The organism is Deinococcus terrestris (genome assembly GCF_009377345.1).
In the GTDB taxonomy this organism is placed as follows: domain Bacteria; phylum Deinococcota; class Deinococci; order Deinococcales; family Deinococcaceae; genus Deinococcus; species Deinococcus terrestris.
Genome location: NZ_WBSL01000009.1, coordinates 22,755 through 36,186 on the forward strand (window position 1 = coordinate 22,755; position 13,432 = coordinate 36,186).

Genomic DNA, 13,432 nt, shown 5'->3' on the forward strand with positions numbered 1-13,432 from the left:
GTCAGGGCAAATTTAGTCCGCACGCTCTCCAGAATACGGCGAAGGGTCAGGGGCGTGTGAAGGCGCCAGCGCCCCCGGTCCAAGATCGCGGGCCGCCCCCAGCCCCAGCAGGCCCAGCGTGAGGTCAAACTCGGCCAGCACGTTCCCCACGACCTCACGCACGCCCGCCTCTCCCGCTATGGCGAGCCCGTACACGTAGGGCCGCCCCAGCAGCACCGCCCGTGCCCCCAGCGCGAGGGCCTTCGCCACGTCCGACCCGGTGCGGACCCCGCTGTCGAGGAGCACCGGGAGGCCCCCCGCCGCCGCGACCACGCCGGGCAGGGCGTCCAGCGCCGCGACCTCGCCGTCAATCTGCCGCCCGCCGTGGTTGGACACGATCAGGCCGTCTACCCCGCGCCGGACGGCCTCCCGCGCGTCGTCGGGGTGAAGGATGCCCTTGAGGAGGATGGGCAGCCGGGTCCACTCGCGCAGGCGGCCCACGTCGTCCCAGGACAGGTCCGGGCGGGTGTAGGTGGCGGTGAAGCGGGCGGCGGCCGAGCGCATCTGGGCGGCACTCAGCCCGAAGGCGCGGCCCTTCGCGGCGAGGTCGGCCCCGGTACGCAGGAGCGCCGGGGTGCGCGGGGGCTGCACGGCGGGGGCGGGAAGCGGCGTGTCCAGCCGCGAGCGAAACACCGGGTCGCTGAGGTACTGCGCCAGTCCGCGCCCGCGCAGGAAGGGCAGGCTGCCGAGGTCCAGGTCGCGGGGCCGCCACCCCAGCAGCGTGGTATCCAGCGTGAGGACGACGGCCGCTGCCCCGCACGCCTCGGCCCGGCGCACGAAGGAGCGGGTCACCTCGTCGTCGGTGCCCCAGTAGAGCTGGAAGAAGCGGGGCGCGTCACCCATCGCCTTCGCGCACGTCTCCATCGGGACCGAGGCCTGCGACGAGAAGACGAAGGGGACGCGCTCGGCGGCGGCGGCGCGGGCGACGGCGAGGTCCGCCTGCGGGTGCGCGGCCTCCAGCACGCCGATGGGGGCGAGCAGCAGCGGCGAGGGGAGCGAGAGGCCCAGCAATTCCACCCCGAGGTCGCGTTCGCGGGTTCCACTGAGACGCCGGGGCATCAGCCGCACCCGCTCGAAGGCGGCGAGGTTGGCTCGCATGGTCCGCTCGGCCCCGGCGCCGCCCGCGACATAGGCGAAGTCGGCCGCGCTCATCTTGGCCTTGGCCGCCGCCTGAAGGCGTTCGGGAATCACGGGGACGGCGGGGCGCTCGCCGCCGAGGCCGCGGACATAGAGGCGCGTCTGCCGGGTGCGGCCCGGTCCGGCTGGGGGGTTCGTCGTCATGGGAGTGCCTCCGGGGGGATGTAGGGCAAAGCATAGCCGCCGGTGAAGGTGAGACGGGCCGACAATCCCTTCGCCCTGCCTATGCTGGGCCAAGTTCCCCACATCCCTGCCCCATCTCCCGGAGGCCCCATGCCCCCCAAGACCCCCCAGACCCGCCGCCCCGACCCCTCCCCCGCTACCTCCGTGCAGACCCTGGGCCTGGCCGCCGTGCTGACCATGCTGGGCGCGGTCGTGGTGGCCCGCTCCCGCGTGCGCCCCAGCGAGGAGGTGCTGCTGGGGGCGGCCCGGCGGGTGCTGAGCGCCGTTCTGCCCCCCGAGCGCCCCTTTGCCGTGCAGTTTTGGAACGGGGAGGACCTACCCGCCGGGGTGCCCGACCCCACCGCCTGCCTGATCCTGAACTCGCCCGAGGCGCTGGGGCGGATGCTGAACCTACCGCTCGATGTGGCGCTGGGGGAGGCGTACCTGCGCGGCGACTTCGACATCGAGGGGGACTTCGGGGCGGTCGTGGGGCTGGCGGACACGCTGAATCCGCAGTTCACGCCCGCGCAGGTGGCTGGGCTGCTGCGCGACGTGGCCCTGCTGCGCCGGGGGGTGGGGGCAAGGCCGCCCAAGCCGCTCGCCCAACTGCACGGCGAGACGCACAGCCGCGAGCGCGACAAACAGGCGGTGCAGGCCCACTACGACGTGTCCAACGACTTCTACAAGCTGTGGCTGGACGAGCGGATGGTGTACTCCTGCGCCTACTTCCCCACGGGCGCGGAGACGCTGGACGCGGCGCAGGAGGCCAAACTGGAGCTGATCTGCCGCAAGCTGCGGCTGAGGCCGGGGGAGCGCCTGCTGGACATCGGCTGCGGTTGGGGTGGGCTGGCGATCTACGCGGCGCAGAACTACGGCGTCTCGGTGCTGGGGGTGACCCTCTCGGAGGCGCAGTTGCACGAGGGGCAGGCGCGGGTGAGGGCCGCCGGGCTGGAGCACCTCGTCACGCTGGAGCTGCGGGACTACCGGGACGTGACGGGCGAGTTTGACAAGATCAGCAGCGTCGGCATGGCCGAGCACGTGGGCCGCCGCAACATGGCCGAGTATTTCGCCACCGCCCACCGGGTGCTGAAGCCGGGCGGCCTCATGATGAACCACGCGATCAGCGACGGGCTGGGGCAGGCGCGGGTGCCGATGGTGATCCAGTCGGGCAATTTCGCCCGGCGCTACGTCTTTCCCGACGGCGAGTTGCTGCCGATCTGGGAAACACTGAAATACGCCGACGCCGCCCTTTTTGAAGTGCGCGACGTGGAGAACCTGCGCGAGCACTACGCCCGCACGACGGCCGAGTGGGCGCGGGGGCTGGAGGCGCGGGAGGATGAGGCCCTGGCCGCACTGGGCGAGGAACGTTACCGCCTGTGGCGCATCTACCTCAACGCCTGCGGGTACTACTTCGCGCACGGGCACCTGAGCATCTTCCAGACGCTGCTCGCCAAACCGGACGGGCAGCGTCGGGTGCCGATTCCGCCGAGCCGGGCGGACATCTACGCGGACGGGCGGGTCTAGCTAGAGCGCCGCCACCAGCTGGGCGAACAGGGCGGGCATCGGCGGCACGCCAGTCCCATTCACCCACCCGAAGCGGCGGTCCCGCAGGGTCGCCCCCTCCCCCACCCCCATCCCACCGGGGAAACGGGGGCGGAGGTCGCTGAAGCCGGAAAGCTCGCGGGCACCGGGCAGCACCGCGAGCGCCCGCTCGACCTCCCGCGCGTGGCCGAAATGGAAGAGGTGGACCTCGCCGCCGTCCTCCCAGGCGAACCGGGCGGTCAGGTGGCTCAACGTGTCCAGCGAGCCGGGGGCCGCCACGTGGCGGGCCACCAGGCCGGGCCGCAGCCGCAGCGTGACCTCCAACGCCTCGCCCAGCGCCCCGAAACTGCCCACAAAGGGGCGGGTCAGGTCGTAGCCCTGCACGTTCTTGACGGTGCGTCCGCCCGCCCGCACCACCCGGCCGGAGGGTGCCCGGAAGGTCACGCCCAGCACGTCGGAGGCGAAGGGGAAGGTCTGTCCGAATCCCCCACGTGAGACGAGGCCACCCACGCCGCCGGGCAGCTCCACCGGGGGGAACGGCGGATAGAGGCCGGGGGGCAGAGCGGCATAGACCTCCAGCAGCCCCGTGTCGCCGCTCACTGTGACCGTCTGGTCGCCGGGCGAGAGGTCAAGGATGGGCATGGGTCTCCCTTTCCTCGTCGGGGAGAATCTTGCCGGGGTTGAGACGGCCCGCCGGGTCCAGCGCCCGCTTCACGTCCCGCAGTGCTCCCAGCGTCACGGAGTCCAGCGCCTCGCGCATGAAGGGCCGTTTTATGGTGCCGATGCCGTGCTCGCCGCTCAGGACGCCGCCGTGCCGCAGGGCGACGAGGGCGATGGCGTGCGCGAGGGCGTGCACCGCCTCCGGCGACTCGCGGCGGGGGTCGTAGAGGATGTTGGGGTGCAGGTTGCCGTCCCCGATGTGCCCGAACTGCACGACGGGCAGCCCGGAGGCGTCCCCCAGCGTCCGGATCTCGCGCACGACCTCCGGCAGCACCGAGCGCGGCACCACGATGTCCTCGTTCATGCGCTGCGGGCGGATGCGGCCCAGCGCGGGGCTGACGCTGCGGCGGGCCTGCCACAGGGCGGCGGCTTCGGCATCGGTGGCGGCCCGGCGCACGGTGCCCCCGGCCTCCCGGCAGGCGGCCTCCACCAGCGTCCGCTCCTCCTCCACCGTGTCCAGGTCGTCGCCGTCGGTGTCCACCAGCAGCACGGCCCCGGCATCACGCGGCAGTCCCAGGGCGAGGTAATCCTCCACCGCGTTCGTGCAGGCCTGATCCATGAATTCCAGCTTGGCGGGCACGGCCCCGGCAGCGATCGCCCGACTCACCGCCTCGGCGCACTCGCCCACCTCCGCGAAGCTCGCCAGCAAGGTGCGGGTGTACTTCGGTGGCGGGCTGAGGCGCAGGGTGGCTTCCGTGATGAGGCCCAGCGTCCCCTCCGAGCCGATCAGCAGCCCGGCGAGGTCGTAGGCGTCGCGGGTGAGGTCATGCACCTCGCCGTCGGCGTCCACGAACTGCAAGCCGCGCACGTAATCGCCCGTCACCCCGTACTTGAAGCACAGCGGCCCGCCCGCGTTCTCGCCCAGGTTGCCGCCGATGGTGCTGGTGCGGAAGCTGGCCGGGTCGGGGGGGTAGATCAGGCCGTGGGGCCGCGCCGCCTCGGTCACGCTGAGGGTGACCACGCCCGCCTGCGCCCGCGCCTCGCGCCACTCGGGAAACACTTCCAGCCGGGTCATCCGGGTGAAGGAGAGGACGAGGCCAGTTTGCATCGGCACCGCCCCGCCACTCAATCCACTCGCCGCCCCACGCCCCACGATGGGCACGCCCGCCGCCCGCGCCGCCCGCACCGCCATCACCACGTCCGCCGTGCTCTCGGGCAGGACGACGGCCAGCGGCGTTTCCCCGAATTGAATGGCGTCGTAGCGGTAGTTCCGGCGCTCGGAGAGGGTGGAGAGGACCTTCGTGGGGCCGAGGACGCGGGTTAGCTCAGCGGCCAGAGGATTGTCCGGCGTGCCGCCAGAGCGCGGCTTGGGAGCGCGGGAACCGGGGGTGAAGGCGGTTTTGCGGGGCGAGAAGCTCACAGCTCCCCCCGATAAGCCAAGTCCAGCACTTCCACCGTATGCAGCACCGGCACCCGACTTCCCTGCCGCCGGGTATGACTCCCAACCTGCGTATGGCAGCCGATATTCCCGCTGGCGATCAGGTCGGGAGTGGTGGACAGGATGTTCCGCGCCTTGCGGACGCCGAGTTCGTTCGCCAGTTCCGGCTGTTCGAGGTTATACGTCCCCGCCGACCCGCAGCACAGGTCACCCTCGGGGACCTCCACGACCGTCACGCCGGGAATGGCCCGCAGCAACTCGCGGGGCGCGGCGCGGACGCCCTGCGCGTGGGCGAGGTGGCAGGCATCGTGATAGGTCACCGTGAGGGGGCGGGACGTGGGGAGGAACGGCTCCAGTTCCCCGGCGTGCAGCAGCCCCGCCAGGAACTCGGAAATGTCCTGCACCTTCGCCGCGAAGGCCCGCGCCTGCACCTCGTCCGGGAGGCCGTGCAGCACCACCGGGTACTCCTTGAGGCCCGCCCCGCACCCCGCCGCGTTGGAGAGAATGGCGTCGTAGTCGTCGGGATTGAAGGCGGCGAGGTTCTGGCGAACCAGCCGCAGCGCCTCGTCCCGCGCCCCGGTGTGCAGGGCAGCGGCCCCGCAACAGCCCTGCCCCTCGGGGATCACGACCTCGAAGCCGTTGCGGGCCAGGACTCGGAGTGTGGCGGCGTTGAAATTGGGGGTCAGCGCCTGCTGAGCGCACCCCGCGAGAAAGGCGACCCGGCCCCGCCGCTTTCCTCGGGCCGGGGTGACCGGAGGCTGCGGCCGCATGGCGGGCACCCGCTCCGGCAGCAGGTCAAGGGGCGCACGCAGGGCGGCAGGCAGCAGCGGCGCGAACGGTTTGGCGTACTGGCCCACCCTCGCGGCCACACTGAAGACCTTTGGCGCCGGGAGAATCTTCAGGATGCCCGCCCGCTTTGCCCGGTCGAGCGGCGAGCGCTCCCGCCCCGGCTCGGACCAGCCGCGAAAGCTGGTGATGAGTTCGCCGTAGGGCACCCCGCTGGGGCAGGCGGTCACGCACGCCTGGCACCCCAGGCAGCGGTCGAGGTGAGGGGCGGCGTCCGCGAGGGACAGCGTGCCTTCCAGCACTTCTTTCATCAGCACGATGCGCCCGCGCGGGGAGTCCATCTCGTCCCCGAGTAGCGCGTAGGTGGGGCAGGCGGGCAGGCAGAAGCCGCAATGCACGCAGGCGTCCACCGCGTGCGCCATCACCTCGCCCTGCGGCCCCAGGGCGGGGACGGGGATGTCGTGCTGCATGGAGGGAAGGTAGCAGCTTTCAGCCGTCAGCACTCAGCCCCAGAACGCCCAAGCGTACCGCCTGAGCTGCTCAGGGCTGACTGCGCAACGCTGACGGCTGGCCCCTCCCCTACCCCCGCCGCACCTGCGCCAGAATCCCCGCCGCGATCTCCTCCACGCTGGCGGAGGTGGTGTCGCGCACCGGAATGCCCACGCGGGAAAAGAGGCGCTCTGCCCGCCGGACCTCGTGCTCGCACTGCTCGAGGCTGGCGTAGCGGCTCCCGGCCTTGCGCTGGGTGCGGATGGCGTGCAGGCGGCGGGGGTCGATGGTCAGGCCGTGCAGCTTGGCGCGGTGGGCTTCCAGCGGCCGGGGCAGCGACTCGCGCTCGAAGTCGTCTTCCGCGAGGGGGTAATTACTCGCGCGGACTCCGTGCTGGAGGGCCAGGAAGAGGCTGGTGGGCGTCTTTCCGGCCCGCGAGACGCCGACCAGAATCACGTCCGAGAGGCCGTACTGCTTGTCGCCCACCCCGTCGTCGGTGGCGAGGGCGAAGTCGAGGGCGTCCATCCGGGCGAGGTAGCTCGTCTGATCGTGCATGTCGTGGTAGCGGCCCACGCTGCGGGCGGCGTTCACGCCGAATTCCTCCTCCAGCGCTGTAAGGCCCGGCCCCAGCAGGTCGAACAGCCGGGCGGGTGCGGCCTCCAGTTCGCGCAGCACGGCGGCCTCGGTGATGGTGGTGAAGATCAGCGGGCGCTCGCCCCGCTCGGCCAGGGCCGCCACCTCCCGCGTGACCTCCCGTGCCAGCGCCAGGGTAGAGACGAAGGAGCGCTGCACGTACCGCAGCGGCTGGTCCGGAAAGTGGGCCAGCAGCGCCCGCGCGGTGGTCTCGGCAGTCAGTCCGGTGTGGTCGGAAACGATCAGGACGGTTCGGGAGGAGGTCATGGGGGCAGCGTGACACGCCGGGCGGGGGACCGTGTCACCCCAGATGGAACGCCCCGCCGGGGGCGGGCGGGGTAAGCTGGGAAGGTTCCACAACACCAACCCCCGCCGCTTCCACGCCGGGGCGCCCTACCAGAACGGAGAACGCGCATGGACATGATTCGCTGGTTCCAGACACTAAGGATGACCGACGTGGAGGTCGTGGGCGGCAAGAACGCCTCTATCGGCGAGATGATTCAGGGCCTCGCGGGGGCCGGGGTGCGGGTGCCCGGCGGCTTTGCCACCACCGCCGACGCCTTCCGCGCCTTCCTGACGCAGAACGGGATAGAGGAGCGCATCAACGCCCGCCTCTCCGCGCTGGACGTGAACGACGTGGTCGCCCTCGCGGACGCCGGGCGCGAGATTCGCGGCTGGGTGGAGGGCGGCGAACTGCCCGCCGAGCTGGAAGCGGCGATCCGCGACGGTTACGCGCAGATGACCGCCGAAGCGGGCGGCACCGAACCCGACGTGGCCGTGCGGTCCAGCGCGACGGCGGAGGACCTGCCGGAAGCCAGCTTCGCCGGGCAGCAGGAAACCTTCCTGAATGTGCGCGGCATCGACTCGGTGCTGCACCACGTCCGGCTCGTCTTCGCCAGCCTGTACAACGACCGAGCGATCTCCTACCGCGTTCACCACAACTTCGAGCACGCGGACGTGGCGCTCTCAGCGGGCGTGCAGCGGATGGTGCGGACCGACCTGGGCGTGTCGGGCGTGGCCTTTACCCTGGACACCGAGAGCGGCTACCGGGACGCGGTGCTGGTGACGGCGGCGTACGGCCTGGGCGAACTCGTCGTGCAGGGGGCCGTGAACCCCGACGAGTACTTCGTGTACAAGCCCGCGCTGAAGGCCGGAAAGCGGGCGGTCCTCCGGCGGACGCTGGGCAGCAAGGCCCGCAAAATGATCTACGCCGAGGGCGGCGGTGTGGCATCGGTGGACGTGCCCGAGGCCGAGCAGCGGCGCTTCTGCCTTAGCGACGACGACCTCACCGAACTCGCCCGGCAGTGCGTGACCATCGAGGAACACTACGGCCGCCCGATGGACATCGAGTGGGGCAAGGACGGGCGCGACGGGCAGATTTACATCCTCCAGGCGCGGCCCGAGACCGTGCAGAGCCGCACCGGGCGCACGCTGGAGCGCTTCGAGCTGGGCGGGACGGGCGACGTGCTCGTCGAGGGCCGCGCGGTCGGCAACCGCATCGGCGCGGGCGTGGTGCGGGTGGTGCGCGACGTGGCGCAGATGGACCAGGTGCGCGACGGCGACATTCTCGTCGCGGACATGACCGACCCTGACTGGGAACCGGTCATGAAGCGGGCCTCGGCCATCGTGACCAACCGGGGCGGGCGCACCTGCCACGCGGCGATCATCGCGCGGGAGCTGGGAATTCCGGCGGTTGTGGGCACCGGCAACGCGACCCGCGAGCTGGAGAGCGGCGCCCAGGTCACCGTCTCCTGCGCCGAGGGCGATACCGGCTACGTCTACGCGGGCGAGTTGCCCTACCGGGTCAACCGCGTCGAGCTGGACGCTATGCCCCCCGTCGCCATGAAGATCATGATGAACGTGGCCTCGCCCGACCGCGCCTTCTCCTTTGCCGCGCTGCCGAACGAGGGCGTGGGGCTGGCCCGCGTCGAGTTCGTGATCTCCAACGTGATCGGGATTCACCCCCGCGCCCTGCTGGATTATCCGAACGTGCCCGACGACGTGCGGGCGCAGATCGAGGCGAAGACGGCCGGGTACGCCACCCCCCGCGACTTCTTCCGCGAGAAGCTGGCCGAGGGCGTGGCGACCATCGCGGCGGCCTTCGCGCCCAAGCCGGTGATCGTGCGTCTCTCGGATTTCAAGAGCAACGAATACGCCCACCTGATCGGCGGCCCGGCGTACGAACCGCACGAGGAAAACCCGATGATCGGCTTCCGGGGCGCCTCCCGCTACCGCTCGCCCGACTTCGCCGCCGCCTTCGCGCTGGAGTGCGAGGCGATTCGGGAGGTGCGCGACGGCATGGGCCTGACCAACGTGCAGGTCATGATCCCCTTCGTCCGCACGGTGGGCGAGGCACAGGCCGTGACCGAGGTGCTGGAGCGCAACGGCCTGAGGCGTGGCGAGAACGGCCTCAAGGTCATCATGATGTGCGAGATCCCCTCGAACGCGATCCTGGCAGAGCAGTTCCTCGAACACTTCGACGGCTTCTCCATCGGGTCGAACGACCTGACGCAGCTCACGCTGGCGCTCGACCGCGACTCCGGGCTGGTGGCCGACCTCTTCGACGAGCAGAACGAGGCGGTGCTCGCGCTGATGAGCCAGGCCATCGCCGCCGCGAAGCGGGCCGGGAAGTACATCGGCATCTGCGGACAGGGACCGAGCGACCACCCGGCGCTGGCGCAGTGGTTGATGGATCAGGGCATCGACTCGGTGAGCCTGAACCCGGACTCGGTGCTGTCCACCTGGCTCTCGCTGGCGGGCGAGCCGGAGGCGGCGCGGGCCTGAGCACGGCCGCCTGAACCGCACTCTTGAGCCGAGGCCCTACCAGAGATGACGGGGCCTCGAACTACGTCACAAGTAGAGGCGGCTTGGCAAGGACGCGCCCCGCCTACTTCAGGTTCTCGGCGTTCACAATCTGAACCTTGGCGACCCGGGGCTGGAGCACGTCGTCGAAGCGCATGATCAGCACGCGCGAGTTCATCCGTTCGCCGGTGTCCGAAAAGGCCACCGCGCCGGTGATGGTCGCGCAGCGGTCCTTGTCTGCCGCGAAGCACGCCGGGAGGTTGACCTTGCGGACGGCGGCGCTGACCTGTGCCCGGGTCGGGAGGGTCCGGGACGTGGAGGTCGCCTTGATCGCGTCCAGTAGCGCATTTGTCGCGTCATAGGCGTAGAGGGCCACGCCGCTCGGCTTGGTCTTGTAGGCCGTCTGGTAGCGGCCAGCGAAGGTCGGCGCATTGGAAAAGGCGCTGAGCGGTCCAAAGACGGTGCTGTACACGACGCCCGCGCCCGCGATGCCGGTGCGCTGAAGGAAACTCGGCGAGTCGAGGCCGTCGCCACCCATGAACGTCGCCGTGACACCTGCCGCCCGCAGCGCCTTGACGAGTTGCGATCCGGTATCGTCGGTGCCCCCGAAGTACACGACGGGGGCTCCACTGGCCTTGACCCTCTTGACCACCTCGGCAATCTGGGTAGGGGTCGAGGCCCCGGCGTAGGCGGCCACGTTCACCTTGCGCTTCTTGAGGTTGCTCATCAGCGCCCGCGTCAGGCCGTTGCCGTAAGCCGTGTTGTCGGAGATCACGTACACCGACCCAGCCTTCAGCTCGTCGTCGATAAAGGCCGCCGCTGCGACGCCCTGCGCGGCATCCGGGGCCACCACCCGGTTGAAATGGGTCCAGGCATTCTGGGTGAGTTGATCGCCCGTGCTCGCGGGCGAGATCATCGCCAGCCGCGCGGGGCCGAACGCCTGCGCGACCACGTTGGTCACGCTGGAATTCAGTGCCCCGACCACCCCCAGCACGCTCCGGTCGGCCACGATGCTCCGGGCGATCTGCGGGGCGAGCGACGCTGACGCCTGATCGTCGTAGGGCACCAGCACGAGGTTGTGTCCCAGCGCCTGAAACGCCTTAACCTGCTCCTGCACGGCCAGTTCTGCCCCGCGCTTGACCTCGGTGCCGATGGGAGTGAGACTGCCACTCAGCGGGCTGATGGTCGCGATCTTGATGGTCGCGGCCTCCGCCCCTCCAACCAGCAGCATCCCAGAAACGAAGGCGACTTCGAACCGCTTCCTGCTCCTTGCTTTGGGCATGTCTCACAGTAAGTCCCCCGGATCACACCGCTCTTACACCGGGACACCCCCCGTCAGGGTGCCTCTCCTGCACCCAACTCCCCGAACAGCGTCGGGGGCGGCTCGGTGGGCGGCCCCAGCCCGGAAGCAGTAATGCCCACGAGCCGCACGCCCCGCCCACCGATCAGCTCAGCGGTCACGAGGCGAGCGGCGGTGCGGGCGAGCGTGGCCCCGTCGCGCACCGCATAGGGCAGGGTCACCCGGCGGGTCACCACCGAGCGGTCGTCGAGCTTGAGCTTGAGGACGACGACCCGCCCGGCTAGGCCCGCCCGCGCGAGCCGCTCCTCGACCGCCCGCGCCAGGGGCGGCAGGACGGCGCGGACGGCCTCGACGCCGCGCAGGTCGTCCGCGTAGGTTTCCTCGGTGCCGACCGACACCGGGGCGCGGTCCGGCTCGACCGGGCGGTCGTCCTCGCCCCGGGCGATGCGGGCGAAGTGTTCCCCCACCCGCCCGAACCACGCGGCGAGGTGGGCAGGAGGCGTGCGCCGCAGGTCGGCCCCGGTGTGGATGCCGTGGGCGGCGAGTTTGGCGGCGGTGGCCGGGCCGATGCCGTGGAAGGCGGAGGTCGGCAGCGAGGCCAGCAGTGTGTCCGCCTGCGCGGGCAGCAGCACAGTCAGGCCGTCGGGCTTGTTCAGGCCGCTCGCGAGCTTGGCGAGGAACTTGTTCACGCTGACACCCGCCGTGGCGGTCAACCCGGTGGCCGCCCGAATCTCGGCGCGGATGCCCTGGGCGATGCGGGTCGCACTCGGTCCACCCCGCAGCGGCGCGGTCACGTCGAGGTAAGCCTCGTCCAGCGCGAGCGGCTCGACTAGGGGGGTGTAGCCCCGGAACACCTCACGGACCTGGGCGCTCACCTCGCGGTAGGCGTCGAACCTCGGCTCCACGACGACCAGCCCCGGACAGCGTTCCAGCGCCCGGTACAGCGGCATCGCGCTGCGGACCCCGAAGGGGCGTGCCTCGTAGCTCGCCGTCAGGACCACGCTGCGTTTGCCGCCCCAGGCGACCGCGACGGGTTGAGCACGCAGCCGGGGATCGTCACGCTGCTCCACGGACGCGTAAAAGGCGTCCATGTCCACGTGGATGATCTTGCGCGGCGGCTCTCCCACGCCCCCGAGTCTAGGCTCAGGGTTCAAGCTGGAGGAAGATCGCCTTGAGGTACTCGGCCTCCGGGAAGGAAGCGTGGTGGTCGGGCGCGTGGCGGCTGGTCCGCAACTCGCGCCAGCGGCGGCCACTGTGCCGCGCCGCACCCCGCACCGCCTCGAAGAATTCCTCGGCGCTGACGTGGGCCGAGCACGACGCGCTGACCAGAATCCCGCCGGGCGCGAGGCGGCGTATCCCGTCCCCGGCGAGCTTCCCGTAAGCGCGGATCGCCCCCTCCCGCTCCGCCTCCCGCCGCGCCAGCGAGGGCGGGTCGAGGATGGTCAGGTCGAACTCGCGCCGCGTTTCTTTCAACCACTCGAACACGTCGGCCTGCACCGTCTCATGCTTGGCGCCCAGGCCAGGATTGAGGGCGAAGTTCCGCTCCGCACCCGCCAGCGCGTGGGCGCTGATATCCAGGCTGACCACCTCCCGCGCCCCACCTCTGGCCGCGTACAGCGAAAAGCCCCCGGAGAAGGAAAAGGCGTTCAGCACCCGCCGTCCCCTGGCGAGCCCCTCCACCCGGCGGCGGTTCTCGCGCTGGTCGAGGAAAAAGCCCGTCTTCTGGCCCCTCACCACATCGGCCTCGAACTTCAGCCCTGTCTCCCGGAAGATGACCGGGCCGCCGGGCTCGGTGCCCACCACGATCAGGCCGTCGCCCAGTCCGACCCCCTCTGCCAATTCCCCGATGTTGCGGCTGAGGCGCAGGACCACCCGGAAGCCGGGGAAGCGGTCCTCCAGCAACTTCAGCAGCAGCGGCAGGTGGGGAAACCACGCCGCCGTGTACAGCTTCAGGACCAGCGTGTCCGCGTAGCGGTCGATCACCGCACCCGCAAACCCGTCCGACTCGCCGTTCACGACCCGGTAGCCGTCGGTGTCGGGGCCGAAGAGGGCCGCGCGGCGGTGCAGAGCGGCGTCGAGCCGGGCCGCCCACCACGCCTCGTCCACGGTGACGGGTAGCCCCGTGTGCAACACCCGCAACCGCAGCGGCGAATGCGGGTCGTACAGGCCGATGGCGAGAAAGCGGTCGCGGCGGTCGTAGATCACGGCGAGTTCCCCGGCCTCGCCCTCGCGGTTTTGCTCGCGCACGCTGCCCTCGTAGAGCCAGGGATGCCCGGCCCGCAGGTGCGCCTCGGCGGGGGCCGAGACACGCAGGCGGAGGCGCGGGCGTGGGGAGACAGGGGGCTGCGACATCGGGAGGCAGGGTAGCGCAGGGGGGGTGAGGGGAATGGGAGCGCCCCACCACCCCGCGCAAATGCGCCACATGAGAGCGGGCTTTCCCCTAG

At 71.1% G+C, this 13,432-nt stretch carries 10 protein-coding genes; 2 read left to right on the top strand and 8 right to left on the bottom strand.

The genetic code is table 11. The features are described from left to right. Window positions 1-12: 12 nt before the first annotated feature. Entirely contained in the window at window positions 13-1,320 is a 1,308-nt protein-coding gene (locus F8S09_RS13945; protein ID WP_152872091.1) for an alpha-hydroxy-acid oxidizing protein, read from the bottom strand. 129 nt (window positions 1,321-1,449) lie between these two features. On the opposite strand from F8S09_RS13945, the gene F8S09_RS13950 reads away from it, so the two are divergent. Next, a complete protein-coding gene (locus F8S09_RS13950; protein ID WP_227978705.1) occupies window positions 1,450-2,862 on the top strand; it encodes an SAM-dependent methyltransferase in 1,413 nt (470 codons plus the stop codon). On the opposite strand, the gene F8S09_RS13955 is transcribed toward F8S09_RS13950, so the two are convergent. The 4 genes from F8S09_RS13955 to F8S09_RS13970 form a co-directional block, all read right to left on the bottom strand. After that, entirely contained in the window at window positions 2,863-3,522 is a 660-nt protein-coding gene (locus F8S09_RS13955; protein ID WP_152872092.1) for an FAD-binding oxidoreductase, read from the bottom strand. Further along, window positions 3,509-4,960 (bottom strand): FAD-binding oxidoreductase, encoded by a 1,452-nt coding sequence (locus tag F8S09_RS13960; RefSeq protein ID WP_322618839.1) that lies wholly within the window; start codon window positions 4,958-4,960, stop codon window positions 3,509-3,511. The genes F8S09_RS13955 and F8S09_RS13960 overlap by 14 nt, the downstream gene beginning before the upstream one ends. Beyond that, window positions 4,957-6,234, bottom strand: coding sequence for a glycolate oxidase subunit GlcF (gene glcF / locus F8S09_RS13965; RefSeq protein WP_152872094.1), 1,278 nt, complete (start codon window positions 6,232-6,234; stop codon window positions 4,957-4,959). Before glcF ends, F8S09_RS13960 begins: the two co-directional genes overlap by 4 nt. 109 nt (window positions 6,235-6,343) lie before the next feature. After that, window positions 6,344-7,153, bottom strand: a complete 810-nt coding sequence (locus tag F8S09_RS13970; RefSeq protein WP_152872095.1) for a pyruvate, water dikinase regulatory protein — start codon at window positions 7,151-7,153, stop codon at window positions 6,344-6,346. A 147-nt stretch (window positions 7,154-7,300) separates the two neighbouring features. Between F8S09_RS13970 and ppsA the strand changes: the two genes are divergently transcribed. After that, window positions 7,301-9,670 carry a phosphoenolpyruvate synthase gene (gene ppsA / locus F8S09_RS13975; RefSeq protein ID WP_152872096.1) on the top strand — a complete coding sequence of 790 codons (2,370 nt, stop codon included), beginning with the start codon at window positions 7,301-7,303 and terminating at the stop codon, window positions 9,668-9,670. A 103-nt stretch (window positions 9,671-9,773) separates the two neighbouring features. Here the strand turns inward: ppsA and F8S09_RS13980 are convergent, their stop codons facing one another. The 3 genes from F8S09_RS13980 to F8S09_RS13990 are packed head-to-tail and all read right to left on the bottom strand — an operon-like array spanning window position 9,774 to window position 13,340. Continuing rightward, complete coding sequence (locus tag F8S09_RS13980; RefSeq protein WP_152872097.1) at window positions 9,774-10,970, bottom strand: branched-chain amino acid ABC transporter substrate-binding protein; 1,197 nt, start codon at window positions 10,968-10,970, stop codon at window positions 9,774-9,776. A 53-nt stretch (window positions 10,971-11,023) separates the two neighbouring features. Continuing rightward, on the bottom strand, window positions 11,024-12,115 hold the full coding sequence (gene dinB / locus F8S09_RS13985) for a DNA polymerase IV (RefSeq protein WP_322618840.1): 1,092 nt from the start codon (window positions 12,113-12,115) through the stop codon (window positions 11,024-11,026). Between the two features lie 16 nt (window positions 12,116-12,131). Further along, entirely contained in the window at window positions 12,132-13,340 is a 1,209-nt protein-coding gene (locus F8S09_RS13990; protein WP_152872098.1) for a 23S rRNA (cytosine(2499)-C(5))-methyltransferase, read from the bottom strand. Window positions 13,341-13,432 lie beyond the last annotated feature (92 nt).

Coding starts and splice junctions, on each gene's coding strand:
- F8S09_RS13945 (WP_152872091.1), bottom strand. CDS start 1,320: ATGACGACGAACCCCCCAGCCGGACCGGGCCGCACCCGGCAGACGCGC.
- F8S09_RS13950 (WP_227978705.1), top strand. CDS start 1,450: ATGCCCCCCAAGACCCCCCAGACCCGCCGCCCCGACCCCTCCCCCGCT.
- F8S09_RS13955 (WP_152872092.1), bottom strand. CDS start 3,522: ATGCCCATCCTTGACCTCTCGCCCGGCGACCAGACGGTCACAGTGAGC.
- glcF (WP_152872094.1), bottom strand. CDS start 6,234: ATGCAGCACGACATCCCCGTCCCCGCCCTGGGGCCGCAGGGCGAGGTG.
- F8S09_RS13970 (WP_152872095.1), bottom strand. CDS start 7,153: ATGACCTCCTCCCGAACCGTCCTGATCGTTTCCGACCACACCGGACTG.
- ppsA (WP_152872096.1), top strand. CDS start 7,301: ATGGACATGATTCGCTGGTTCCAGACACTAAGGATGACCGACGTGGAG.
- F8S09_RS13980 (WP_152872097.1), bottom strand. CDS start 10,970: ATGCCCAAAGCAAGGAGCAGGAAGCGGTTCGAAGTCGCCTTCGTTTCT.
- F8S09_RS13990 (WP_152872098.1), bottom strand. CDS start 13,340: ATGTCGCAGCCCCCTGTCTCCCCACGCCCGCGCCTCCGCCTGCGTGTC.